The organism is Arthrobacter stackebrandtii, assembly GCF_017876675.1.
GTDB lineage: Bacteria > Actinomycetota > Actinomycetes > Actinomycetales > Micrococcaceae > Specibacter > Specibacter stackebrandtii.
In genome coordinates, this window is record NZ_JAGIOI010000001.1 from 365,247 (window position 1) to 391,012 (window position 25,766).

The 25,766-nt window shown below is 61.2% G+C and carries 20 protein-coding genes; 6 read left to right on the plus strand and 14 right to left on the minus strand.

What is annotated here, in order from left to right:
- The first annotated feature begins 7 nt into the window (after positions 1-7).
- Positions 8-232 carry a hypothetical protein gene (locus JOF48_RS01520; protein WP_245347138.1) on the plus strand — a complete coding sequence of 75 codons (225 nt, stop codon included), beginning with the start codon at positions 8-10 and terminating at the stop codon, positions 230-232.
- A gap of 282 nt (positions 233-514) precedes the next feature.
- Here JOF48_RS01520 and JOF48_RS01525 read toward each other — a convergent pair whose 3' ends face one another.
- The 7 genes from JOF48_RS01525 to mfd form a co-directional block, all read right to left on the minus strand.
- Positions 515-2,095, minus strand: a complete 1,581-nt coding sequence (locus JOF48_RS01525; protein ID WP_209676662.1) for an N-acyl-D-amino-acid deacylase family protein — start codon at positions 2,093-2,095, stop codon at positions 515-517.
- A 2-nt stretch (positions 2,096-2,097) separates the two neighbouring features.
- Positions 2,098-3,552 carry a Na+/H+ antiporter NhaC family protein gene (locus JOF48_RS01530; protein ID WP_209676663.1) on the minus strand — a complete coding sequence of 485 codons (1,455 nt, stop codon included), beginning with the start codon at positions 3,550-3,552 and terminating at the stop codon, positions 2,098-2,100.
- Positions 3,553-3,821: 269 nt separating this feature from the next.
- On the minus strand, positions 3,822-6,581 hold the full coding sequence (locus JOF48_RS01535) for a helix-turn-helix transcriptional regulator (RefSeq protein ID WP_209676664.1): 2,760 nt from the start codon (positions 6,579-6,581) through the stop codon (positions 3,822-3,824).
- 209 nt (positions 6,582-6,790) lie between these two features.
- Positions 6,791-7,324 (minus strand): hypothetical protein, encoded by a 534-nt coding sequence (locus JOF48_RS01540; RefSeq protein WP_209684812.1) that lies wholly within the window; start codon positions 7,322-7,324, stop codon positions 6,791-6,793.
- 696 nt (positions 7,325-8,020) lie between these two features.
- Positions 8,021-8,569, minus strand: coding sequence for a hypothetical protein (locus JOF48_RS19445; protein ID WP_245346359.1), 549 nt, complete (start codon positions 8,567-8,569; stop codon positions 8,021-8,023).
- A 189-nt stretch (positions 8,570-8,758) separates the two neighbouring features.
- The gene (locus JOF48_RS01550) at positions 8,759-9,739 is read right to left on the minus strand and encodes a helix-turn-helix domain-containing protein (protein WP_209676665.1); all 981 of its coding nucleotides are present in this window, start codon (positions 9,737-9,739) and stop codon (positions 8,759-8,761) included.
- Positions 9,740-10,036: 297 nt separating this feature from the next.
- Complete coding sequence (mfd, locus tag JOF48_RS01555) at positions 10,037-13,702, minus strand: transcription-repair coupling factor (protein ID WP_209676667.1); 3,666 nt, start codon at positions 13,700-13,702, stop codon at positions 10,037-10,039.
- Between the two features lie 215 nt (positions 13,703-13,917).
- Between mfd and JOF48_RS01560 the strand changes: the two genes are divergently transcribed.
- A complete protein-coding gene (locus JOF48_RS01560) occupies positions 13,918-14,418 on the plus strand; it encodes a DUF2505 domain-containing protein (protein ID WP_209684001.1) in 501 nt (166 codons plus the stop codon).
- 1,048 nt (positions 14,419-15,466) lie between these two features.
- On the opposite strand, the gene JOF48_RS01565 is transcribed toward JOF48_RS01560, so the two are convergent.
- The 7 genes from JOF48_RS01565 to JOF48_RS01595 form a co-directional block, all read right to left on the minus strand.
- Complete coding sequence (locus JOF48_RS01565; protein ID WP_209676669.1) at positions 15,467-15,790, minus strand: hypothetical protein; 324 nt, start codon at positions 15,788-15,790, stop codon at positions 15,467-15,469.
- 234 nt (positions 15,791-16,024) lie between these two features.
- Positions 16,025-17,128, minus strand: a complete 1,104-nt coding sequence (locus JOF48_RS01570) for a S24/S26 family peptidase (RefSeq protein WP_209676671.1) — start codon at positions 17,126-17,128, stop codon at positions 16,025-16,027.
- A 1-nt stretch (position 17,129) separates the two neighbouring features.
- Positions 17,130-17,720: a hypothetical protein gene (locus JOF48_RS01575; RefSeq protein WP_209676673.1), complete on the minus strand. Its 591-nt coding sequence runs from the start codon at positions 17,718-17,720 to the stop codon at positions 17,130-17,132.
- Positions 17,717-18,295, minus strand: coding sequence for an LPXTG cell wall anchor domain-containing protein (locus JOF48_RS01580; protein ID WP_209676675.1), 579 nt, complete (start codon positions 18,293-18,295; stop codon positions 17,717-17,719). Before JOF48_RS01580 ends, JOF48_RS01575 begins: the two co-directional genes overlap by 4 nt.
- A complete protein-coding gene (locus tag JOF48_RS01585) occupies positions 18,292-18,816 on the minus strand; it encodes a signal peptidase I (RefSeq protein ID WP_209676677.1) in 525 nt (174 codons plus the stop codon). The genes JOF48_RS01580 and JOF48_RS01585 overlap by 4 nt, the downstream gene beginning before the upstream one ends.
- An 80-nt stretch (positions 18,817-18,896) precedes the next feature.
- Positions 18,897-19,493, minus strand: a complete 597-nt coding sequence (locus JOF48_RS01590; protein WP_209676679.1) for a hypothetical protein — start codon at positions 19,491-19,493, stop codon at positions 18,897-18,899.
- Positions 19,494-19,500: 7 nt separating this feature from the next.
- Positions 19,501-20,064 (minus strand): alternate-type signal peptide domain-containing protein, encoded by a 564-nt coding sequence (locus JOF48_RS01595; protein WP_209676681.1) that lies wholly within the window; start codon positions 20,062-20,064, stop codon positions 19,501-19,503.
- 444 nt (positions 20,065-20,508) lie between these two features.
- Here JOF48_RS01595 and nhaA point away from each other — a divergent pair, with 444 nt between their 5' ends.
- The 4 genes from nhaA to JOF48_RS01615 all read left to right on the plus strand — a co-directional run bounded on the left by nhaA (position 20,509) and on the right by JOF48_RS01615 (position 25,664).
- Positions 20,509-21,810: a Na+/H+ antiporter NhaA gene (nhaA, locus tag JOF48_RS01600; protein WP_209676683.1), complete on the plus strand. Its 1,302-nt coding sequence runs from the start codon at positions 20,509-20,511 to the stop codon at positions 21,808-21,810.
- A 375-nt stretch (positions 21,811-22,185) separates the two neighbouring features.
- Complete coding sequence (locus tag JOF48_RS01605) at positions 22,186-22,647, plus strand: VanZ family protein (protein WP_209676685.1); 462 nt, start codon at positions 22,186-22,188, stop codon at positions 22,645-22,647.
- Between the two features lie 148 nt (positions 22,648-22,795).
- Positions 22,796-23,938: an ISAs1 family transposase gene (locus JOF48_RS01610; RefSeq protein WP_209676687.1), complete on the plus strand. Its 1,143-nt coding sequence runs from the start codon at positions 22,796-22,798 to the stop codon at positions 23,936-23,938.
- Positions 23,939-24,164: 226 nt separating this feature from the next.
- Positions 24,165-25,664 (plus strand): sugar transferase, encoded by a 1,500-nt coding sequence (locus tag JOF48_RS01615; RefSeq protein WP_342591321.1) that lies wholly within the window; start codon positions 24,165-24,167, stop codon positions 25,662-25,664.
- The last annotated feature ends 102 nt before the right edge of the window (positions 25,665-25,766 follow it).

Sequence of the window (25,766 nt, forward strand, 5' to 3'; positions counted from 1 at the left end):
AGGAACCGTGTCCAACAACGCTTACCGCGGCGAAAACAGCCTGGTGCAGTCCATCGTCTTGTTTGTCATTTTCTTTGGCTTGTTCCTTGGCGGCATCTTCGCCTTCTCGTACTGGAGCCTGGAAAGCTTCGCCCACGCCTTCGTGCCGGCCGCACTGGGCATTGGCCTGTGCTCCTTGGCCATCTTCGTCCCGGTGACGATCATGGGCCGCTCGGACTCCGCAGGCGAGTAGCACCCCGTTTATTGCAACTGGCCCGCAGTAAACGGCGAAAATATACGTTTTGGACGTGTTTTTCGCCGGCTGCTGCGGGTCAGTTTTTTAAGTTCGACGGCGTCGGGCACCTCCCGCTGCTGGCGCACCCCGCCCCGGTGCTACCTTGCAAAAATGATCCCGATCCCGCTTTCTGATCCTGGGATTCCGGGTTCAGAAAGCGGGATCGGGATCATTTCCTGATGCACGACGGCGGGACCTTCCTTGCGCTGCCAGCCACCTCCCTGCCTGCAGCGCTGATGCTCAAAGCACCTGGCCGTACCGGCCCGCCGTCATGGCTCCTCCGGAGACAGCCGGCCGGCCCCCAACCCAGACGTCCTGTACACCAAAGGCCAGTTGACGCGGCTGTGCGTAGCTCGCACGGTCGCTGATCCGCCCCTGGTCAAAGCGCACAAGATCGGCAACCTTCCCAACCACGATGGTTCCCCGCTCCTCGAGCCCAATTCGAGAGGCCGGCAGGGACGTCATTTTTCGGACTGCTTCCTCCAACGTGAGTACCCCGCGCTCACGCACATATTCGCCCAGCACCCGTGCGAAAGTCCCAAAGGACCGGGGATGCGGCACACCGTCGCCCGCAACGGACAGCGTCCACCCGTCGCTGGCGACAGAGACCAGCGGATGCGCCAGCACCGCCTCCACGTCTGCCTCCGACATTGCATGATTGACAATGGCAACCGCGCCGTTGTGGCCCTCAAGCACCCGCAGCGCGGCTTCCTCCGGGCTGCAGTCCAGCCGCTCACCGAGCTCGGTGAGCGAAAGGCCTGCACCCCAGCTGAAGTCCTCGCCTGACGATGGCCCCACCCCTGCGATGCGCACTCCGGTTGGGTCCAGGTCACGTCCAAAGCGCTCGGCAATCCCTGCTGCCACTCGCGGCCTTTCATGCCGGTCACGCAGACGTTTCAACATCGCGGCTGGGCCACCGTCGAGTGCAAACGCAGGCAACCGCGACGTCAGCGTCGTGCTCGATGCCGCATATGGGTACACATCGGCTGCAACGTCAAGACCCCGCGCATGAGCGGATTCAATGCGTTCCAGCGCAATGAGCGGAAGCCCATGGTTGGCCGGTCCCATCGCCTTCAGATGAGAAATCTCAAGGCGTGCCCCCGCGGCCTCGGACGTGGCAATCGCTTCATCGAGGGAATCGAGCAAGCGGTCTGATTCGTTGCGCATATGGGTGGAGTAGAGCAGCCCCGCTTCAGCGGCGGCTCGCGCCAGGACCTGCATTTCGCGTTCGCCAGCGAAAGAGCCGGGCGCATACACGAGCCCCGAGGTGAACCCGCGGACGCCCTGTTCAGCTGCGAGATGGATCTCGCCGGCCATCAAAGCGAGCTCTTCATCTGTCGCCGGCCGGTTGGCCAGGCCGAGAACGTGTGCGCGCAGTGTCGTATGGCCAAGTTGCATGACCAGATTGACTCCCGGCCGGTGCTCCGCAGTGGCGGCAGCATAGCCGCGGGCATCGTCCCAGGCACCGTTGAAGACCGCGTCAAACTGGGCCCCGGCCCGGCGGATTTGGCCAAGATCGTGAGTTGGGAAGGGAGAGGCACCGCAGTTTCCCGTGACCACGGTCGTCACTCCCTGCATGAGTTGGGATTCGGCTGCGGGGGCGCCTTGGATGGAGAAGTCTGCGTGGGAGTGCAGGTCAATGAAACCGGGAGCCACCACGTCGCCAGCCGCATCCACTACAACAGTGGCAGGGGCGGCAGCGAGGGGTTGCCCGGCCCCAACTGACGCGATCTTCCCGTCGCGTACGGCAATCGAACCCAGCTGGGCGGGTGCGCCCGTACCGTCGACAATCAGTGCATTCGTAATAAGGAGATCAAACATGGTTACCTCGTTCCGAGAAAAAGAATCAAAAAGTACATCAACGCCGCCGGAACCAGAAGAATCCACCCGGTGAGCAGCATCATCCGCAGATTTTTTGAATGGGCAAGGCCCATGGCGCCTACCATGTTCGGGTTGGGGAAGGGACCATAGGTGTCCGCCTTCGAAGAAAACAACAGGACAACCACCCAGGACCCGGCGCCAACTCCCATTTCACCGGCCAGTGGCCCGAATACTTTGTCGATCAGCACCACTTGGGCCGCAGTTGCCCCAGGGACGCCAACCCAACCGATGAGGGCCACGATCAGCGAGAAGATGAAGGGTGAACTTGTTTCAAGGTGCGGCCGCAGCAACGCCAGGACGGTGCCGAAGGGTTGGAGCCTGTCGATGATCAGGAACAGCACGGCCAGCAGCCAGAACAGCGCGAACACGCCGACCATGCTCCACATGCCCCGACCCAGCGCCGCAAACCATGCCCGCACAGGCAGCTTGGCGCCGAGGCCGGTGGCAATGGCCAGAATTGGCAGCGCAATAAGCGGAAAGATGATCCCGATTCCCGTCACAATGGCCACGCTGACCAGGGCGGCCAGCAGCCCTGCAAAAATGGCCGCGGCCTTCCGCGCCACGGCAGTGATGGGGGTGTTGATTTCGGCGGCTTCGGCTGCTGAGTAAAAGTCTCCTTGTTTGGCGCTGCGCCGCTGCACCAGTGGCACCCAAAGCATTCCCACAACGAGCGTGAGCAGTGCGAGCGGACCGGCACCGACGAGCAGGTAGGTTCCGTAGCCCACCTCGGCTGCCTGCATGATCGCCACGTTGCTTCCCGCGAACGGAGCGAGCGCGAGCCCGGCACAGCCGCCTATAAACATGAGCGTTGCAGTGGAGATGCGCGTGTACCCCAGTCTGGCCGCCACAGGGATGAGCAGCGGGGCTGCGATCGCCAGCGCGCCGGCAAGGGTTCCCAGTGAGGCAACGAGCACCAGGCAGGCCAGCATGATGCCGAGTGCCACGGTGCGCGGGCCGCGCTGTCCAACAAGGCGCAGGACGCCGGCAACGATCACCTGAGCGACGCCGGTCTCGCGCAGGACGCCGCCTACACCGGCTCCCAGGGCAATGATCAGCCCGATGATGGTGACCTGATTGGTCAGCGAGCCCACCAGCAAATCACCTGCTTGGGGCAACGTTGGCACATCAAGTACAAGAGCAGAGGCCAGCGCAACCAGTGTCGATGCGAGAATGCTCATGCCGGAGAAGGCCAGGACGGCATAGAGCCCAATGGGCAGCAGCCCCCACAGGGCTGCCGGGTTTCCGCCGGGCAGGCCCTGCGTCGCCTGCACGAGCGGGGAAACCAGCAGGGCCAGTACGATGCCGCTGACGGCGAGGCCAGCACGGACCAGGTTTGCTGGACTGTTCCAGGGTTTAGGCTTCGGGGCAGTGCCGACGGGCACAGTGGAGGTCTGCATTGACCAACTTTCTACTAGTTGAATGATGGTGCTCACGTGAGTTTGCGCAGCATTTCCTCGCCGGATTCGGCAACAATCCCGACAAGTTGCTGGGCACGGCGGACAGGCATGAGCGAGCGGCCGCCGCCCGTGCGGCGGGTGGCGTAAATCGCCGGGCTCGCAAGGGAGTTGTAGCCAAAATGGTTCGAGGCATAATATCCGCCGGTGTCTAGAGCTGCAAGCAGCCTCCCTGCTGCAGTTCAGCTATTCAAGATGTACGACGGCGGGACTCACCGTCCGCCCGCCGGCGCACCATTCAGGGGGTGGCTGGTATTGCCCAGCAGGTTTAACGCCGCAGCAGTGGTCAAGGCTTCCGTGCGCGAGGCTGCGCCCAGCTTGCGGTAAATGCGTCTGGTGTGCGTTTTGACAGTGTTTGCTGAGATATACAGTGCTTCGGCGGTCGCTTTGATGCTGCCTCCGTGCCCGAGCGCCTCAAGTACCTTTAGTTCGGCCGGGGTCAACGCCTCGTGGACTACCTCTTGGACAATGAAGCGTGGCACGTGTTCCAGCAGGTCGCTGAATTCTGTGCCGAATCGTTGGTCCGTAGCCTCGAACATCAACTGCAAGGTTTCAAAGGAGACGCACAGCAATGGTAGGCGCAGCCCGGTTCGCTGCAACTCAGCCCCAACCAGCGCAACAGCGTCCGTAGCAGTTTCCACGCGGGCATCACGCCAGGCGGCAGTGGCCGCCAGCAGTGCTGCTTCAGACCGCCAGCGCAGTGAAACCTGGCTGGAACCCTGCAGCGATTCCAAACAGGAAAGCGCCGTCAGTTCTGCTCCCAAGAAGTCACCCCGCGACAACCTCAGCCGGGCCAGGGACAGCTTTATGCCGACATTATTGGCGTCCGCACTTTCCAGAATGCGCTCGGCAACAGCGAAGTTGCCCGTCCACATGGCCAAGTCCGCCTCCGTCTTCTTCAAAGCCAAGTCCTGGGCCTTCACGATCGGTGGTCGCGCACTGTGTAGGGCCATGTGTTGGCGCAACGTGCCCAAGGCTGCCTGTGGACCGATCCTGACCAAGGTGGCCAGGGCAACAGTAGTGGCAACCATCGCCCAGGTTTCGCGCGCGGTCATATCTGTTGCCAGCAGCTCCAATTCCGCCTCCGCTGCTGTGTAATCGAAGTCTTCGAGCGCCGTAATTGCCTTCGCGAGCCCCAAATTTGCTGCACCGAAGTGCTCCCGCCAGTCTCCGGCGTGGTGTGCCTTTGATGCCAAGGCAATACGCTTCCGAGATGTGGAAATTTCACCATCCATGGCTGCAACAAGTGCTTGGCCGCTCATGCCGCGGGCTTCTTCGGAAGATTGCTCCAACAGACTGGCCAAAAAATGAACCTTCTCGTAATGCATTTCGGCCAGTCGGTAACTCCCATTAAGCAGGTGTGCCAGGGCCACGACCGCATGGGCCATCGTGGCCGAGGGGCCAAATATGGGATCCAAATGGACGGTCGATGCAAACAACTTTTGGGAAGTTACCCCGGCAAAGAAGGCGGCCTGCTCCCCATTTCCCATCATGCGATGAATGGCGGTGAGGTTCCCCGCTTCAGGGAAATCAAAACCGATTCCGATGGCGTGGCGCCGTTCCAGTTCGGTTATCAATGCATTGGAGGCAACTTCCAGTTGAATCCTGGGTGTGCTTGAGCGTTCAAAGTCAATGACGAATCGTGCGGAAATGAGCAGTGGATACCGATTCACGGTGCTCAGTGGCAGCTGCGCGAGGGCACGGCGGGTGCTCTCATGAAGAACGCTGACGAGCATCGAGAAATGTCGGGCCAAGGTCGTGGCTGCTTCGTCGAGCCTCCTGAGCCTGCACTGGATAGCCAGGGCGAGTTCGGGACGCTCGGCTTCGATCCATGCGGCGTAGATTATCTCTTGCTCCTCAACCACCTCGGGCAGGAGCAACGTTCTGGCAATGCTGGCGAGCGCCTCCCCCAGTGCAGGGTGGAACGAGAATCGTGATCCCGTTCTGAAATCCTGCTGGATCAGCACGCCCTTGGCTTCCAATCGGTGAATCGCATCGTCTGCTTCACCGCTATTGAGGCCTGACGTTTTACTTGCGAGCTCTACGGAAAACTGGTTGCACACTGCCGTGCCCAGCAGAAGCTGCCGTTCAGTTGAATTGGCGGTGCGAAGAAGAGTCTTTACGTAGCTGACAGCGAAGTCCTGGACCAGAAATCCAGAACCGGCATCCGGCAACGAGTCTTCGATGACCATGGCCCTGGCCGCCAACGGCCACCCCTGGCTGAGCTCGTAAATCTTCCCTGCGCGTGAATGTGGAGGAGCCTGCCCGGCTGGAACACCGGCGTCATCGTGCCGCTGCAGTAGTTCCCCAACGTTGTGCCGCTGCAGTAGTTCCTCAACTTCGTGCAGCGAAAACGCAAACGACGCCGAGTTCCTGTAGCACCGTTCTACCCGTAGGGCCACGGATGCCTGGTTGAGCGTGCTGTGTGTCCGGGAGGAGACAACTATCCGGAGCCCCCTAATGGCTTCCAAAAGCGAAACAACGTCCTCACCGATGCAGGGGTCGCTCACATGGTGAAAGTCATCAAGAACAATGGTCAGGGCAACCCCGACACTCATAAGGGAACGGTGGACCGCCCCTTGAATCAGGGAATCCGTCAGTGTCGACAAATCCAGGCGGGCAAGGAAACTGTCGCTCGCTGCCAGCTCCGCATCCTGCAATGCCGCCAGGACACGAATCCAGAACGCGCCTCGGCTGGCGTTGTCACCGTACAGCGTCACCCAAACCAATGTTTCTGGCTGATGCGCGGTGGAGTCCGCCCACTGGGCCAGCGCGGTCGTCTTGCCGGTGCCAGCTGGACCTTCAACCAGCATGAGCTGTGCGGTGCCGCAAAGTTCCGAGAGCTCATTAAGCAAATGGGGTCGGGGAACAGTTGAACTTCGAATAACGGGAACAAAATATGAGCGAGGACCAGCCGGGAACTCCTCCGAAATTAATCCCACCGGTGGTGCCAAACTAACATTCAACAGCAAAACGGTGCCCCAATTCGTCGTTTCCTTCGGAGCCTGCAAAACTGCGCATATTCCGATCAACTTGGATGATACATCAGTGCCGTTGCCCCCAATTCATATGACGTCAGGGACCCGGACACACCGTGAAGGCACCGCCCGGACCAGAAACGGCTCGGACAGTGCCTTCAACCAAAGATTCCCACAGACCAGCTGCAATCTTCCGGGCAACATCAGTTCGGGGCGAAAAGTCCGCCACCTGTGAAGTTGGTGCACGAATAGGCAAAGGTTGCATTGTTCCGCTTGGTGGCGCCGGAGCCAAGGAGCACAATTCCTGCAAACCACGCTGAAACTGGTGTACCCGCTGTTGTAACGGTCATCCCTGGATGGCTGAACGTGACTACTTTCAATCCGTCTTCCTCGGTCTCAACCCATGTCCACGAGTAGAGCTCCGCAACTGCTGTCCATTCCGTGTAGCCGTCCGGGAAGGTAGCTACGAGCGTGATCTCACCTGTCGTGGTCCCAGCCGGGCCCTCAAGCGTAAAGTTCCCGCCGGTCAGCGTGACTTCCTGGATAACGCCTTCAACCGTATTGGTATTGGTACCGCCGGAAAAGATGTACCTTTCCTGAAAAACCGGATCGCTGGCTGACGCGGCGGGCGCGGCAACCGCTACGGCAATAACCGGCAGGGACCATGCGGCACCTTTGACAACTCGGCGGCGAGTGTGGCTGCTCAGAACTGAATCTTCAATGACTTTGTTTTCCATGATGGTGGATACCTTCCGGGAGGACTTGCTGGATCTTGTGACTCATCCATCCAAACTCCCGGCGTCTGCCGCAGTGGTCAAAAGCACCCAGGTACTCGCCTACATCACCCTTTAAATCACCCGTCGCCCTCATGGTGAGAGATGGCCCCGGGCCACGAGCCTCGTGCGCTGTTCAAGCGGTGGCTTCCGCGGGTTCTCATGTTCGACGGCGGAACTCGCCTTAATCTGTTGGCGCACAAGTGCGCGGCGGCCCACCGTTACGACGAAAGAATGCCTCCGGAGATGGTCCCATTCAGCTGTGAGAATCACACCAACAAGCAAGGCGTCCGCAAGGAGCAGGTCGTAGGTGACCACCTGGCCATGGGAAACCGGAACCACGGTCAGCTCAACTCAATCGTTCTCAGGCAACTGGCCGACGCCCCACGTGGGTGAGGGCGGTCCCCATTGTTGGCATGTGCCCTCTCACGACATCACTTGGAGGGTGAAAACCGACTCCCACCCGGCGACGGCAGCCCACGATACCGCGCCGACCACCAGTACGGCCCGGCAGGGAATCCAATCCCCGCCAGGCCGGCAACCTGATATTCCTGCAAGATCCAAGCTCTCAAGCGCTACTTCGCCAAAGGCACCACCCTTGTTCTGCTGCCTGATTTCGGCAAAAGGAACAAGAATGAGCAGAGACTTCACCGTCGAGTGTTAACCGCGCGATCCGGGGGAACGCCCGTCGACAAAGTCCCCAAAAACGTCCGAATAGACGTTTAACGTCGCGTAGTTGATTCCGTTCGCACCAGTGCCAGTGAAGACCGCCCCGGGAAAGTTCAGGGTTTCTGTTGCAGCCGAGGTGAGGGTCAGCCCGGGATGGAAAAATTCGATACTGAGAGGGGACGTGCCGACGAATGTAATCGTCCATTCACCGAGAGTTCCCCCATCGACCAGGTCTGTGGTGTAGCCCGTAGGCGCAGTCGCCGTGATGTAGACACCACCAGAAGTTGTGCCGGGTTCGCCGCTGAGCGTGAGAGAGCCGAGGGTATAGAAAATGTCTCCGCGGGTTCCGGGTACACCTTGGGCGGCCACGGTGATGGTGTTGTCGAATTTCGAAGGTATCAGCGAAGCCGACGCTGCCGGCGCAGCAACCGCCGCGGCAATGACGGGCACGGACCATGCCGCACCCTTGATGATCGTGCGCCTGTTGGAGCTGCGCTCCGCGGCTGAGTTTTGGACGGCTGAATTTGCATTGACTGCCATGAAATTGAGTTTCCTTTAGTGAAAATGGATCCACCGGCTCGAAGACGTCATTGCTTCGGCCGTTGAGGCCCGCATTACGTCAAGGCCCGCATTCGACCATAGGAAGTTCCACGAAAGGAAGAAAAGCAATTGCCGCACTTGGCGCATCAAGTGGGCAAAATGTCGCATTTTACGTTTTTGCGGCTTGGATTAATCCGCAGAGTGGAGTGCGTCACTTTCCGCCGTGGCCACCGGATTCTTCCTGATCGTGGACGGGGATTCGCCGTAAAAACGCCAAAAAGCACGCCGCATCACCTCCACGGAGCTGAATCCACTCAAGGACGCAATCTCACTAAGGGGCAGGTGCGGTCGTTCGGGCAGCAGGTGGCGCGCATGACTGGTTCGACGCGCACGCAACTCGTCGGCCAGGCTGATGTCCTGATCGGCGCAGGCACGCTCCAGCGAACGCCGAGAGAGGCCAATTTCGTCGGCAACGTCCCCGGGAGTAAAGGCAATGGCGCGGTACCGCCGCTCGATGACTTGCCGTGCGTGGGCCACGGTGTCCATCACCGGCGCAACCGACGAGGCTTCCAAGGCGAGCGCCCGGGCAACTTCCCGCGTGAGTTCACGCAGAACCTGGGAACTGCCAACATCCTGGTCATCAGGGGAATCGACGACGCCGCAGATGTAGGCATATGCGGCCCGGAAGATCGGAGAATCCGTGCGGATGTTTCCCACTTCGGCAGAGGAGAACGCCAGCGGCCTGATCTCGTTCTGATCGAAGGAAAAGAAGGCCATCTCAGTGTCGCTTGTTATCTCAATCACGGCCGAGCTGGACCCCGAAAAGACAACGCCGACTCCCCCCTCTGGCGCAATGGCCGTTGTGGCATCCCCTCGGAGCTGGACAGTCCCTTTGTTGACCAGGACAAACATATGGCGCCGCTGTGAAGACAACCGCTTCCGGTTCCACACCACTGTCATGGGACTGACACGAATATGGGCCACTGCGAACGCGTTAAAGCGAAGCCCCTTGACGTACGTGTTGGCGGGCACTTGTTGGTCGATGATCTCCAGAGCGGAGAATTTGAGAATCTTCTCCTCAACTTTCCGGTTTTCCCCACTGAGGTGAAATTTGAACGTTTTGTACCCGCTCAGGGAGGCCCACCCGTGCACCTCATTAAAATCTGTCATGTTTTCAGTCCCCCAAGACCGGTTTTTCAAGTCCGTGTGCCATGTGGGAACTCCCCTAATGGCACATCGAGCCGGCAGACCACTTTAAACGGTCGCCCATGCAATGCTTCAACAAATAAGACTAACGGACAGTTTCAGATAGCCCGTCGGAGCCCGTCCAAGTCGGGTTTACCACGCCCTATGTGAAGGTTTGCGACACTCCGACAGCACCAGGGCCATGAAAGCGGCGACGGTGTCATTTTTTGCGCGCACGACGGCGGGGCCGAACCTCCCAGCGCCCCGCCGCCTCCCAGCGCGCTACTTCACTGGGACGGGTGCCGCCACGGTTTCCGGGGTGACCTCGAAGATCGCCTCGAGCACGCCCTGCGCCCACTTGAGCACCTCAGCGTCGGCCAGGTCCCGGCCACCAATGCGGGCCGTCTTCGGCTTGGGAATCAGCACCGCGTTCAGGGCAGGCTTCACCATGGACCCCGGGTACATGCGGGTCAGGCGCATCTCCTTGGATTCGGGCAGTTCGGCCGGGGCGAACTTGATGAAGTTCCCCTGCATAGCCACATCCGTTAGGCCTGCGGCACGGGCCAGGACCTTGAAGTTGGCCACAGCGAGCAGGTTCACGGCCGCCTGCGGCAGCTCGCCATATCTGTCGATGAGCTCGTCCTCAACCTCGGCGATGGCCTCAACCGTGACGGCGGCGGCCAGCTTGCGGTAGGCCTCTAGGCGCAGCCGCTCCCCCGGCACATAGTCGTGGGGCAGGTGGGCGTTGACGGGCAGCTCAATCTTCATCTCGGCCACCCGCTCTTCGCCTTCACCCCTGAACTCAGCCACGGCCTCGCCCACCAGACGGATGTACAAATCGAAGCCCACGCCCTGGATGTGGCCCGACTGCTCCCCGCCCAGCAGGTTTCCGGCGCCACGGATCTCCAGGTCCTTCATGGCCAGCGCCATGCCGGCCCCGAGCTCGTTGTGCGCCGCCACGGCCTTGAGCCGTTCCAGCGCCACTTCGCCGAGGGGCTTGTCCGCGGGGTAAAGGAAGTACGCGTAGGCACGCTCGCGCCCGCGCCCCACCCGCCCGCGCAGCTGGTGCAGCTGCGAGAGCCCGTAGTTGTTGGCCTGCTCCACAATCAGGGTGTTGGCATTGGATATGTCCAGGCCCGTCTCGATGATGGTGGTGCACACCAGCACGTCGAAGCGTTTCTCCCAGAAGTCCACGATGATCTGTTCCAGCCGGGCCTCGGACATTTGCCCGTGGGCCACGGCCACGCGCGCATCGGGGACCAGCTGCTGGATGTGCGCGGCCGTCCGGTCAATTGATTTGACCCGGTTGTGCACATAAAAGACCTGGCCTTCGCGCATCAGCTCGCGCCGGATGGCGGCGCCCACCTGCTTGTCGCTGTGCGCGCCCACGTACGTCAGCACGGGGTGGCGCTCCTCCGGAGGGGTGGCCAGGGTGGACGTCTCCCGGATCCCCGTCATGGACATCTCGAGGGTTCGCGGAATCGGTGTGGCGCTCATGGCCAGAACGTCCACGTTGGTGCGCATCTTCTTCAGCGCCTCCTTGTGCTCCACACCAAAGCGCTGCTCTTCATCCACAATCACCAGGCCCAGGTCCTTGAACGCGAAGTCCTTGGACAGGAGCCGGTGCGTGCCAATGACCACATCAACGGAGCCGTTCTTCACGCCCTCCACGATTTCCTTGGATTCCTTGGCAGTCTGGAATCGCGACAGCGGCGCCACCCGCACAGGGAAGCCGGAGAAACGTTCGTTGAACGTCTCGTAGTGCTGCTGCGCCAGCAGCGTGGTGGGCACCAGCACCGCCACCTGCTTGCCGTCCTGGACCGCCTTGAACGCTGCCCGGACCGCGATCTCGGTCTTGCCGTACCCCACGTCGCCGGAGATCAGCCGGTCCATGGGGACTTCCTTCTCCATGTCGGCCTTGACCTCGTTGATGGCCACCAGCTGGTCGGGCGTCTCCACATACGGGAATGCCTCCTCCAGCTCGGCCTGCCAGGGCGTGTCCGGCCCAAACGCATGCCCGCGGCTGGCCATGCGCGCCGAGTACAGCCGGATCAGCTCCCCGGCAATCTCCTTGACGGCCTTGCGCGCCTTCGACTTCGTGGCCGCCCAGTCCGAGCCGCCCATCTTCGACAGCGCCGGCGCGTCGCCGCCAACATACGCCGTCACCTGGTCCAGCTGGTCGGTCGGCACGAACAGCCTGTCGCCCGGCGCCCCTCGCTTGGCAGGGGCATATTCCAGCACCAAGTATTCACGCAGCCCGGCCGCCCCGCCCACGCCGGCGCCCGGCACCTTGCGCTGGATCAGCTCCACAAACTTGCCCACACCGTGCTGTTCGTGTACCACATAGTCCCCCGCCTCAAGCTGGAGAGGGTCGACGGCGTTCCGGCGTTTGGAGGGCATCTTGCGCATGTCCCGGGTCGAGACCGCGGAGGCCCGCCCCAGCAGGTCGGCCTCGGTCAGCAGTCCCAGTTTCAGTGAGTCGAGCACAAAGCCGCGCCCGGTGTCGGCAGTGGTCACCTCGATGATGCCCGGCTGCGGTTCCTTGTCCAGGGTTTCCACGCGCGACGCCGGGATGTTGGCTTCGTGGAACAGTTCGGCCAGGCGCTGGGCCGGGCCGGGCCCCTGGGTGGCAACCACCACGCGCCACTGGTCCTTGACGCGGGCGCCGATGAATTCCATCATCTCCGCCACATCGCCGCGGTAGCCTCGCGGTTCGCGGGCGTTCAGGTTCAACACGTCGGTGCTCGGGTCCAGTTCCTCATCCTGCACCAGCGAGCCCAGCGTCCACCAGGCCACCTGGTGTTCCAGCGCCGTGGCCCGGGTTTCTGCCAGCGACTTAAATCCCGCCGAGGCAAGGTCCACGCCGGCGCCCCCCTGCCCGGCCTGCGCCAGGTCCAGCGGGGCACTGCCGCCGTCGGACGCTGTGGACCAGGCCGCCTCGAGGAATTCGGCGTTGGTCGATTCCAGGTCGTGCGCGCGGGCGCTGACCTTCTCCGGATCAAGCACAACACTGATGGATCCGGCAGGCAGCAGGGAGGACAGCGGCACCATGCCGTCCACCAGTGCCGGGGCCAGGGACTCCATGCCTTCCACGGCAATGCCGCCGGCGATTTTTTCTAGCATGCCGGCGGCACCCGGCATCGCGTCCTTGAGCTTGGCAGCCCTGCCCATGACCGTGGGGGTGATCAGGATTTCGCGGCACGGCGGTGCATACAGCTCCGCCGGGTGCTCCACGGACCCCTTCACGGAGGTCAGGGTTCGCTGGTCGGCAATGCTGAACCAGCGCATTGAGTCCACCTCGTCGCCGAAGAACTCGACGCGAACCGGGTGGTTGTCGGTGGGGGCAAAGACGTCAATGATGCCACCGCGGACGGCAAATTCGCCGCGCCGGGTCACCATGTCCACGCGCGCATAGGCAGCATCGGAGAGCCGCTTGATCAGCTCGCCAAACTCCAACTCCTCCCCCACTTTCACGCGCACCGGCACCAGCTCGCCCAGCCCGGCCACCAGCGGCTGCACCACGGCGCGGATCGGCGCCACCACCACGCGGAGGTGCTCACCCGGATCCAGTTCCGGGTGCGCCAGGCGGCGCAGCACAGAGAGCCGGCGGCCCACGGTGTCCGATCGCGGAGACAGCCGCTCATGCGGCAGCGTCTCCCAGCTCGGGAATTCGGCAATGGCGGCATCAGGGAGGTAGGAGCGCAGCGCGTCCACGGTGTCCTCGGCCTCGCGGCCGGTCGCCGTCACGGCCAGCACCACGCCCGGGGTGCCGGCACCCCGCTCGGCAAGCCCGTCGGCCATCTCCGCCAGCAGCACGGCGCGCATGCCCGCAGGGGCACTGAAAGACACATCCGTGCTGCGGGTGGCCGGGTCGGCAGCGGCGTATCCGCGGACTCGGGCAAACAGGGGGTCTTCGTTCAGTGCGCTCCGCAAACCTGCAAGGTTCATGGGTGTTTTCTCCTTGGTGCACCTTTATATACAGTGCATGGTGCTGGTGCATGATGGGCACCTGTCGGCGGGCGCCACGAAATTCGGTTCGTGCTTGCCCAAAGACAGCACGAAAGCCCGAACCTTTGTTACAAGGTCCGGGACATGTTCAGCTTACTATCCGCCAGCCTTGCTATCCTAGGACCTGCCCAAAAATCCACACCATGGAGGAACCAATGGCGCTTGCCGCCTCAACCACGCTCGCCGCATCCGCACAGAGCGTGACCGATGTCTTTACCAACGAAGAATTCATCAAGCACGTCAGCGAAACCGTGGGGGGCGAGCTGAAGTCATTCACCATTAGCGGACCCACCTCAGGTGCGTTCACCACCACCACGGTGCGCACGCTGCCCACCACCCGCATGCCCGACATCGCCAAGAAGGTCCTCGGCGACTCCCTGACGGTCACGCAGGAAGAGTCCTGGAGTGCCCCGGCCGCCGACGGCTCACGCACCAACACCATCAAGCTCACCGTGGCGAAGGCGCCCGTTGACGTCACTGCCGAGCAGAAGCTCGTCGTCAACGGCGACTCAACGGTCGTGGAGCTCTCCGGCGACGTCAAGTCCAGCGTCCCGTTCCTGGGCGGCAAGATCGCTTCCGCGGCCGAGCCCGTCATCGGCCGCGCCCTGAACCTGCAGGCCACGCTGGCGCAGGAATGGCTGGCTTCGCACAGCTAGTTCGAGCACGACGGCGCCCGGCCTGCCCAGGTGCCCTGACGAAAGGCGCACAACCACTGGTTGTGCGCCTTTCGTCGTTTCCACAGCATTCAGGCCCTAAGTTAATTCCCCCTATTGGCCAGATGGCCTACCCTCCGCCTCGGCCAAGTTCGGGGAACAGTTGTCCTACGACCAAAGCACCCGCCCCACCATGCGGCAACCTCCGGGATAGCCAGCGTGAAAATGTGTCAAGAGAACCGCAAAATGGCCTCAAAGGGCCAAACTTGACTTTGTGGCTCTGATTGGGACTTTCGAAGATCGCTCGGTATTATCCAGATTAGCCACGTGGCCAATTCTTGATCATCCGCCTTTCGACCCTCGATGGAGATTGCCGTAATAATGAACAACGAAGAACGCTCACCGAAGCGCCGGTCCGTCCTCAAGGGTGCTGCCTGGAGCACACCGGTCATCGCTGCCGCAATCGCCGCCCCGGCCGCATCCGCCAGTACACCGGCCCCGAACGATGAAGCGAACTACTTCTGGGATTCCTCTGCCGGCGCGGAGCCGACAACGCTGTCTTCAATACCAGGCGCTCCCGACATGCAGTACAGCGGCCAGATCATTTACCGCGCAGAGCCCTGGTTCACTGCATCCGGAACAATGAACCTAACGATTACGTTCAATACGCCTGTTTCCCTTGTCCCGGGGTCGCTCATTCCAGGATGGACAGTGTCATCCCCGGCCGACCCATCGGTTCCTGCGACTTCCTTTGTAATCTCTTCGTCGAACTTTTCTTTTGGAGGTAACTTGACCTTCAAGCTAGTCCCAGATACCGCCGGGACAATCACAGCCACTTCAAGTATGGAGTTCGTCAACTCCGGTACACCGGAAGCTTCGTGGTCTAACGAAACGCCAGTAGCGACTGGAGAGTGGACCCCTTAATTGGCAGGCTAACACTTAGATAGGTGGGGCCCTGGATCTTTGCCAGGGCCCCACCTATGTGACAGTTTTAGCTTGCGATACGCCCCAAACACCTGCGATTGCAGATCGATGGCTTGCACCATCTAAGTCACACAGGCTTTGCAGGACCCCAACTCTCCCAGGGCACTTGCAAAGTCGGTTGGTTGATATTTGGGCCAGCGAGTTTGAGTGCGAGGTGCGGGTAGTTGTGTGCGGCTCGGGTGGCTTTGGCGTGATGGGGTTCGCCTTCCAGATACATGATCGCGATGGCGATATTCCTGAGAAATTCCATCACGTGGGGTGAGTTGTCTTCGCGGATCTGGATGGAGTCTTCCCGCCAGGTCACGTCCGGCCATTGGAGGCCGCTTTCTATTTTCCAGTGGCCACGGATCAGGCTGCCGATAAGCGCTGGCTTCCTGCGGGCGCCGACCATGAAATATCGCTGTTCTGGTTACCTGTTCCGGAAGCTGCACACGTCAAATCCGTCGGAGCCTTCATCACTCCCATAGCTACGGACGACTTCGCGTCGGTAGTTGCAATCATGGCCGCGTTGGTTGGCTCCCCGTTCAACACCAATCCTGCGCCCGGATCAGCTGGACTCTGGTATTTGGGTATCCCCTTTCCTGTGAAACAAGTACCTGGAATCAGATGTGGACCCAGCTCCCGGCTATTTACACTTGACGACCATCGGCGCCAAAAGTGGCTTGGAGATCGCGGCGATTTTATCGTTGGCCAGCACTGGCGATTCCCACCCGCCCGGGTAAATGGCAGCGACGGTGACGCTGACATCCTGGGGGCCGCCCAGCAGCAACTGCAGCAGCCCGCCAACAAGGCTGTCCAACAACCTGACGACCCCGCCCAGCAGGCCGCCGGATTCCTTGTCAAGCCCCATTGTTTGATGTGTCCCTGTGACGTCAGCCGTCGTGTATTTTCCACTGACGCCAACGGTCAGCCGGTACGCTACTGGCGTTGGATGGCTGTCCACGGGCGCCGACCATGAAATGTCAATGTTCTGGTCGCCAGTCCCAGATGAAGCACACTTCAAAGTTGTCGGAGGCTGCATCACGCCTAAGGTGATGGATGACTTCGCGTCTGCAGTGACAGCCATGGCCGCCCTTGTGGACTCCACCTTCACAGCCGCCCCGAGCGGCATGGCAACAGCCAGGGTGATAATGACGGCAACGGCACCCAGCCATTTCCGTCGTCCCGCTCCGGTGCCGGTTCCACGCGGCGGATCACCGAATTCACGGCCTCCGCCCGGACACCGTCGTACAAACGCCACATACAACAGGTAGGCGCACAGGCCGCCACCCAGCAGAAGGAGCCACGGTGACGCCAACCAGCTGACCAGATACCCCACGAAAGGAAAGCTGACAAATACCCGGTCAACACTGTCTCCGACGAATGGTTGAAGGTCGGCAATTGAGTTGGCGTCGCCCTTGAGCACCAGCCCAATACCGGGTTCGGCGGACACGACCCTGTGAGTCACCCGTGACCCGGTGGATGACACCACGGAAACCACTTCACCGGGCGCAATGCCGGAGGATGGCGCCGGCACCGCCAACGCCAGGGAGCCTGTAGGGATGGCCGGAGCCATTGACCCGGAGGCGAAGATCAGAGGTTTGACGCCAAAGATGAACGCCGCAGCGGCCACCACCAGGCAGATCAGTCCCAGCGCAGCACCAATGTTGAGCAGCCAGCGATCAAGCAGCCGCGGGCCCGCAACCAGTGTGGGCTCCACAGGCGTCCCGGGCGAAGAATCTACGCTCATCTCAAGAGACCCCCACCGTGGCGGTAAACATCAGCTTTACATCTACAACGTTTCCCTGCACAGTCCCGGGTGTCTCCAACGGCAGGACATACTGCACGCAAACGGTCTGCTCCCCTGCCAGGGCCAGCTCCCGTGGCGCGGATGCACCGGGGAACTGTCCCGATGAGTTCTCCAGCAGGGTTTCACCGCCACAGCTGGTGCCCTCAGAAGTCGTGCCGGAGGTCACCGTCACCCGCAGCCAAGTGAACGGCTGTCCGGTGTGGCGGTTAACAACTGAACCGCTGATCGTATACGGCACGGGCGTGGAACCAGAGTTCTTCACGGTCACCAACGCCGCCTGGCTCAGGCCGGGATACCAATTCGCCCCGTCAATGGGCAGGACATATTCCTTGCCCACTGAAGCCCCCGACTCTCCCACCCCAAGTGAGATGGTTGCCGCGGACAGGTGGATCGTCGCCGTGGCTTCTCCCGTCCACGACGCAAGCGTCGAAACAGCCCCGAAGCCCGCCAGCAGGCCCAGCGACAGCAGGGCCTTCCGTTGCATCCAGCGGCGTCCTCCCCTGGCATCCGCGGCAACATTGGCAGCCCTCACGGTGATTCCCTCCTCTTACTTGTTCTCATGTACGCCCCGGCGCCACCCAACAAGACCGCCAAGCCCACCGTCCAGAGCCAGTTCTGGGCACCTGTCACCGGCAGCTGGCCTGGCCCTGCCGGCGTTGCCTCTCCCACCTTCACCTGCAGCCGCACCGGCCACCCGCCATCTTGAGAGGTGTTGCCCGCTTCTTCCGGGAGTAGCACTGCCACGCTGATCGCGGCCTCGGCGCCCGGTTGCAAACTGGTGACGTCCGGCTGCGTATTTCCCACCAACTCCGTCCCGCCGGCCTCAACAGGTGTCGTTGCCTGCACGCCAACTGTCACTGTCATGGGGTAGCCGTTGCGGACCCACAAAGTCCTTTCGATGCCCTCCCCGGGAGCCAATTTCTGGGAGCCGGAAAAGAGGTTGGGAACCTCTCCGCCATAGTGCACGCCGTCCGTGCTGTATGAAATATTGGCCGGCGCGGCAGCCTCGGCACCGGGGACGACCACCAGGGGAACCGCACCCGCAACCAGCGCCACGGCAACGGCCGTCGTGCGGACCCTCTGCCTTGGCATCATTCGGGGAATCATGTCCATCTCCTCTTCGCCGCCCGGGCATCCCGGTATGCGCCAACAAACATGAATGCCGAGTATGCCAGCAGTCCCGTGACGGCAATGATTGTCACGGCCTGCCGCTCCCGGCCACTGAACATGCTGTTGACATATCCCAGCCACGGCATCTGGTACCAGAGCCGGCCCCGGATCTGCTCCGCGCGGATGGGATCGTCATCGCTCCCGTTTGCGTCACCCCGGGTGGTCAGTCGCAACTCGCCGTCCAGTGTTGACCCCACACCCACCACCCTGTGCGTGACAACCGCGGGCTCACCCGACTTCAACTGGAACGTGATGACGTCGCCAGTTCTAACCTCGGCCGGGTCCACGGGGCGCACCACTGCAAGGCTCCCCGGAGGGAGGCCAGGTTCCATGGAACTGGTCAGCACTGTATATGCGGTGGCACCGGCAGCCTTGGGAACAACAATCATGACGGCCGCCACGGCCAGCACCGCTATCAAAACGAACCAGGAGAGGACCTGGCCAATCAAGTTCCACACGCGGGAATGACGGCGCTTGCGCCGTTTTCCCTGGCCTCTGTTCAGCTGGCGCCGGGTCACCGGCTCGGTGGCAGGCGTCGTCATTGCTCCGCCCCGGCAAAGTTCAGCACCAGCTGGATTTGGCCCCCGGAAGCACTGACGCTCATGTTCGCGTTGACCATGACCCGGACACAGAACATTTCGGCTTCACCGGCAGTCCCTGCAGCGCTCAATGTGCGGGGGCCGTTGATGAACGTGGCACCGCTGTCAATGCCGCCTTGGTACTCCAGGTTGCCGCCAATGGTCTCTTGGGCCAGGCACGCGGTGGGATCGGCAATCTTCGTCAGCCGCACCGAAATCGAGTGGGCGAATTCCGAGTCGGGCCCTTGTCCGGCGCCGATCGCGGGGCCAAGCCCCGCCAGGTCGTATGTCACGGGCTTGGCGTTGGCGTTGCTGAGGGTCAGCGGGGCCTGGACAAACTGTCCGGGCACCATGTTGCTGGTGTCCAGGCTCGCGAACTCAAAGTTAGGCACGGGCTTGTCCCCGCCACTACTGGCAAGCAGGCCCCATACGCCAGTGGTGACGACGCCGGCGTTGATGGTCCCCTCGGCGCGCCAAAGTGCGGCCGTGCCTTGGGCGCTGGCGAACAGCACCACGAGCACGGCCGCCACGAGGGCAGTCGCGAGGACTTTGCGCATCGGCGGCCTACGGTACAGTCGGCCGGACCTGGTTGAGGGTCAGCGTGAGCGCCGTCAAGTCAATGGGCTGGTCCATGGTGTCAACGGGAGTGCTCCCCTCGGTGCCTTCCAGGAAATCTACGGTGATCGCAACCGAAAGGTTGTAGCTGCCGGGCGCGGCAAAGGAGACCTTGCTGCCCGCAATCGTCAGCCCCGAGTCCGTGGACGACGGTACAACATCCACGGTGACTTGGCCGGCCAGCTCCGCCGGAATCGCCGCAGCAAAGGATCCGACGGTGAGTTCCCCCTGGAGGTTCTTGCCGTCTGCACTAATCGTCACGTTCTGGTTGTAAACAACAGTGTCTCCCGGAACGATGTGGTCCGTCGTGGGATCGAAATCCGTGGTGGCGGCGCCGCTGCTGGTGTCGGTCCAGGCTCCCGCGGCTGCCGTATCCATTGTCAGGTGGCCCGATGTCACGGTTCCCGCTGAGATGTCCTCGCTGTCTTGCCAAAGAGCAAGCGTACCGGCTCCCCCAAGCATTAACGCTGTTGCTGCACCGGCCGCGATCGCGGCCTTCGTTACCTTTTTCATGAACCCAGTCCTTTGGTTAAGTTTCATGCCCCCAGTAGGCAGGTATAACCACCTAATCCCAAAAACATAGGAAAGTCACCTTCATTGGGGCCATTTTCAAAGCCACAAAAAGAAATTGTGATTTTCAGATATTGATTGAAACGGTGAAAAAGTGTCAACACTAATTCTTCGGATTGCAGAGATTCGAGCACAAAACGTCACCCGCCCCATCGCCGGCCGTCTGCCAAAAATGCCAGGCGTGCAGCCCGCTGAACTCCGGGGCGGCGGCAACCATGACTCTGGCAGACGGCAACTAGATTCATGGTCACAGCATTCCTGCCGCCCGGCGGGATGTAAACTTGAACGCAGGTGCGCCGGGAAGTCTGGTCGGCAACAGTCTTGCCAACCCCAAAGGCCGCACGGATCACGTCGGCGCTTTGCACCAACGAAAGGGCGTGCCCGCCCATGAACGCAATATCCAAGCCCCGCGTCTTCAGCCGCGGAAGCTATTCAGAGTTCGTCCGCATCAACAACATTCTCCGCTCGGAAACCGTCGGCGGCGCCCTGCTTCTCGCCGCAACTGTTGTTGCGCTGGTCTGGGCCAACTCCCCCATTGCAGAGAGCTACTTCAATCTGCGCGACTTCAAGATTGGCCCCGAGTCGCTGCACCTGAACTTGAGCCTGGGCAGTTGGGCCTCAGACGGCCTGCTCGCCATCTTCTTCTTCGTGGCAGGCCTGGAACTAAAGCGCGAGTTTGTTGCTGGCGACCTTCGCAACCCGGCACGAGCCATCGTCCCCATAACCGCCGCTGTTGGAGGCGTCATCCTGCCAGCACTGTTTTTCGTGGCAGTGAACTGGACGGCAGGTCCTGAGGTTTTGAGGGGCTGGGCAATCCCCACCGCCACCGACATCGCCTTCGCGCTTGCGGTGCTGGCCGTCATCAGCACCCATTTGCCCACGGCACTGCGGACATTCCTGCTGACCCTTGCCGTGGTCGATGACCTCATCGCCATCGCCATCATCGCCGTCTTCTACCCCGGTGAGATGAACTTCGGCTTCCTTGCCCTCGCTATCCTGCCGCTGGTTGCGTTTACCTGGCTGGTGCAAAAACGCATCAGCTCTTGGTACCTGCTCATTCCCCTGGCCGTTGCCACCTGGGCGCTCGTCCACGCGTCCGGCGTCCACGCAACCGTTGCCGGGGTACTGCTTGGCTTCGCAGTGCCCGTCATTCGCTCCGCCAAACGTGGCGGACCTGACGCCGGTCCTGGCCTCGCCGAGCACTTCGAGCACGTGTTCCGCCCTGTCTCGGCCGGATTCGCGGTGCCACTTTTCGCCTTCTTCTCCGCCGGGGTGGCCCTTGGCGGCGTTGCCGGTTTGAAGTCGGCGTTCACGGATTCAGTCGCCATCGGCATCGTCGGTGCCTTGATCGTTGGCAAATTCCTTGGTGTTTTAGGTGCCACGTGGATTGTCACCAAAACCACCAAGGCCACCCTCGACGACGGCCTCGCCTGGATTGATGTTGTCGGGCTCGCACTATTAGCGGGCGTGGGCTTCACCGTCTCCCTGCTGATTAGCGAACTGAGTTTCGGGGATGATTCGCCGCACTACAGCCACGCAAAGGTCGCCATTCTCGCCGGGTCCTTGGTTGCGGCGCTACTGGCAACGGTTGTCCTGCGGATCCGAAATCGCCACTACAGAAAGCTCGCCGAGATCGAATCACGCGACGACGACGGAGACGGCATCCCCGATGTTTACCAGCAGGGGTAGTTCCATCTCCTGCCCATGAATTGCAGAGTTGCACGGGAAATGCGTGAGGTTTCTCACTCCGTCACATATGCTGGGTTTCCTGGGTGTGTCATTCGGACAGGGGAATCAGACATGAGCTTGGAATACCGGGATAAGCACGAGAAGCGCGTGCGCCGCTTGAAAGCGACTGGCGTCGGCGGCCTATTTGTCATCGTATGCATTGTCGTTTACTTCGCATTGCTGAACTGAGATACGTCGTCCTGCAGTCTGACAGGTCCCCCGTTGTCGTAAACTGAACGGGCTGCCGGCCCTCCTTCGGTTCGGCAGTGTCACCAGCAGAGGCCATCCACAAGACTGGGGTATGTCATCAAGGCGCACCATCGCACGGCCCTTATTTTGGCTGCAATATACGGGGTTGCCGTAATTGCCATTGTCTTCTGGCCAACTCCCGTGGACCGGCCGGCAGCCGGGGGCCTCAAAGCAACACTGGAGTGGCTCCATCAGCACGGCTTGCCGCAAGCTATCGGCTACAACCAAGTGGAATTCTCCGCCAATGTGGCCATGTTCATTCCCATGGGCATCATCGCCGCCGCATATTTCAAAAACGTGCTTTTAGGTGCACTCGCCGGCGCGTTTGCATCCAGCCTCATTGAACTGAGCCAGGCGCTATTCCTCCCTGCACGCTACGCCTCAGGGTTGGACGTCGTAGCCAACACCCTGGGTGCGGCCATCGGCGCCGCTGCTTACTGTCTCTTCGTTGCGGCATACACGGGCCGCATGACTGCAGGTACGCCTCCGTTGAATGCAGAGCTGTCCGCGCCATCCGATTTACAGCTCGACCGCTCTGGCGTCCGGTGACTGCCCGGCCTCCCCAGGGCGACTGCAAAGTCTTTTCTGAGTGGCCGGCGTCTTAATATGTGAGACAAACACGGCCGGGATGTCAAAAAGTGAGAACCCCTGTTAATCCAGTAGGTGTCTAATCCGCTGTATTGCCAGGAGTTCTCGCATGCCATCGTCTCACCTTGCCTCGTTCATTGACGAATTCGCCACGGTCGGGCCGGTGGAGATTGACCCGGGCAAGGTGCTGATTGCTCTGTCCGAACTCAAGGACCCCCGCAGAAAGCGCGGGGTGCGACACCGGTTCGCGCACCTGTTGGTCATCATGGTCTGCTCCGTATTGGCTGGTGCAACCTCGCTGGTGGAGCTGGCCGAGTGGGCGGCCGACACGGCCCGGGACCAGCTCGCCGCCTTGGGCATCGGCGCCCCGCACGCGACCACGCTGGCCCGGGTCCTCCAACGCCTGGACGCCGACGCCCTGGACCGGCTGGCAGGGACATGGGCCCAGGAAATGACAGGCGTGGCGGCGATCGCCATCGATGGGAAGGAAGTCCGCGGAGCGAAGAACGGCGGCGGTGCACGGGTCCACCTGCTCGCCGGCATCGATCAGGCCACAGGGGCCGTGCTGGTGCAGGAGAACGTGTCTGAGAAGCACAACGAGATCACCTACTTCAAGCCACTGCTGGAAGGGATCAAAGACCTGAAGGGCGTTGTCATATCCGCAGACGCCTTGCATACGCAGCGCGAGCATGCCGACTACCTGCACTCCCGGGAAGCCCACTTCGTCTTTACCGTCAAGGCCAACCAGCCCAAACTTCATGACCAGCTGCGCAGCCTGCCATGGAACCGTGTCCGTGCCGGAAACAAGACCCACGAAAGCGCCAATGGCCGCGAGATCGAACGCACCATCAAGTGCGTCAGTCTCGCCGATGGCATCAACTTCCCCCACGCCACCCAGGCCGCACAGATCACCCGTAAGTCCAGGCCGCTCGGGACCCGAGAATGGTCGACTGAGACCGTCTACATCGTCACGTCACTGACACCGGCACAAGGGAAACCGGAACTCATCGGGTCCCTGATCCGCGGCCACTGGGGAATTGAGAACGGTCTGCACTGGCGCCGCGACGTGACCTGGCGGGAGGACGAGAGCCAGGTGAGGCGGGGAAACGCACCACGGGTGATGGCCTCCCTGAGGAACATCGCCATCACCATCCTGCGCCTGGAAGGAGAAACGAACATCGCCAAAGCCACCCGCGGCGCACGCAACTACCCTCACCGCGCCCTCAAACTCGCCGGACTCACTACCACCTAAACGACTTTGCAGTCACCCTGCCGGCCTCCCCCACAATCCATTTTATTCGGGAAATTCTGGAAAATTTGCTGAAAACGACTTTATTGGATATTCTCCTCGAGGAGCTATCTAGGGTCGCTCAACCAATGACAGGAATGGCCCACGGTTTGTCGCGCCCAAAAATGGGCTATCGGACAACCTGGATTTCCTTAATTGGTTCATCGTAATTTGGGGGTACGAATTGGAAGTGCAGGCGGAGCCAGCTGGCTCATACAGCCACGGTCGGCTGGGCATCGGCAAGCCATTGGCAGCTGGCCGGTCAAACTGGCGCCACCGATACATCACCCAACTGCGTTGGGCCGATGCGCTGATCATTGTTGTTGCCCTTGCAGCAGCGCAACTGGTGCGCTTCGGTTTTGAAAAGTCTGACCTCACCATCGGTTCGCTCACCATCTCTTATTGGCTTTGTGGCGTCCTGCTGGGCTTTGCCTGGTACATCATGTTGGGCGCCTGGGACAGCCGGAAGATCAAGGTCATCGGCACCGGAACGGATGAGTTCAAGCTCGTTCTCACAGCGACAACGTGGCTGTTCGGCACGCTCGCCATCATCTCCTACGCCTTCGGCTTGGACATGGCCCGGGGCTACGTTCTATTGGCGCTGCCACTCGGAAGTTTAGGCATCCTCCTCACCCGCTGGATCCTTCGCCAGGTATTGCACCGGCAGCGCCTCGCAGGCCTCTCGAATGCTCGCGTGCTGGTTTTGGCGGGCACTTCTGCCGCCGCTCACCTGGTCCAATCCCTCAACCGTCAGCCACACGCCGGTTTCCTTCCTGTTGCGGCCCATCTCCCAGGGATCTCAGGTCAGCACGGTACTTTGTCGCACGAGGTTGGTGTGCCATTGGCTGGTACAGGCAACAAAGTCGATGACATTCTTGGGTCCATATCCCGCTACAACGCAGATACAGTTGCCTTGTCCTCTGGCGTCACGATGTCCCCCCATGAGATCCGGGATCTCAGCTGGGCTTTAGCTGATCGCCGTATCAGACTCATAATGACGCCGGCGTTGACTGACGTTGCCGGTCCGCGTTTGCACGTGCAGCCTGTTTCTGGACTTCCAATGGTGCATGTTTCCACTCCGCAGTTCAGTTCAGGCGCCATCTTTGCCAAGCGAGTATTCGACATTGTTGCTTCGGCTTGTTTACTCATTGCTTTGTCCCCACTGCTAGTGATTCTCGCTTCTTTCGTCAAGCAAGACGGTGGGCCAATCTTTTTCAAGCAGCAGCGAATCGGGCTCCAAGGCGAACGGTTCGGCATGTATAAATTCCGGTCCATGGTCGTCAATGCGGAGAGTATGGTGTCCGAGTTGACAGATCAGACCGACGGCAACGGCGTAATGTTCAAAATGAAGGACGACCCCCGCGTCACCCGCGCCGGCAAGTGGATGCGCCGCTACAGCCTCGACGAACTTCCCCAGTTATTCAATGTCCTACTCGGAAACATGAGCTTGGTGGGTCCCCGCCCTCCACTTGAAACCGAGGCTGCGGAGTATGAACGGCACGTGCACCGCCGATTCCTCGTCAAACCCGGCATCACCGGGCTCTGGCAAGTCAGCGGACGTTCAAACTTGTCATGGAAAGACACGGTCCGTCTGGACCTTTACTACGTCGAAAACTGGTCCTTCGCTGGCGACATTGTCATCCTTTTGAAGACTCTGCGAGCCGTCATAAAGGTAGACGGTGCCTACTAGCACCCGATGTGCAGGCTAAGTTTGAAGAACGATTGAATACCGAAACCATGACGAAAATAATTGGACTGACACAGGCAACCTGGTCAATCTCCGAGAAAACCA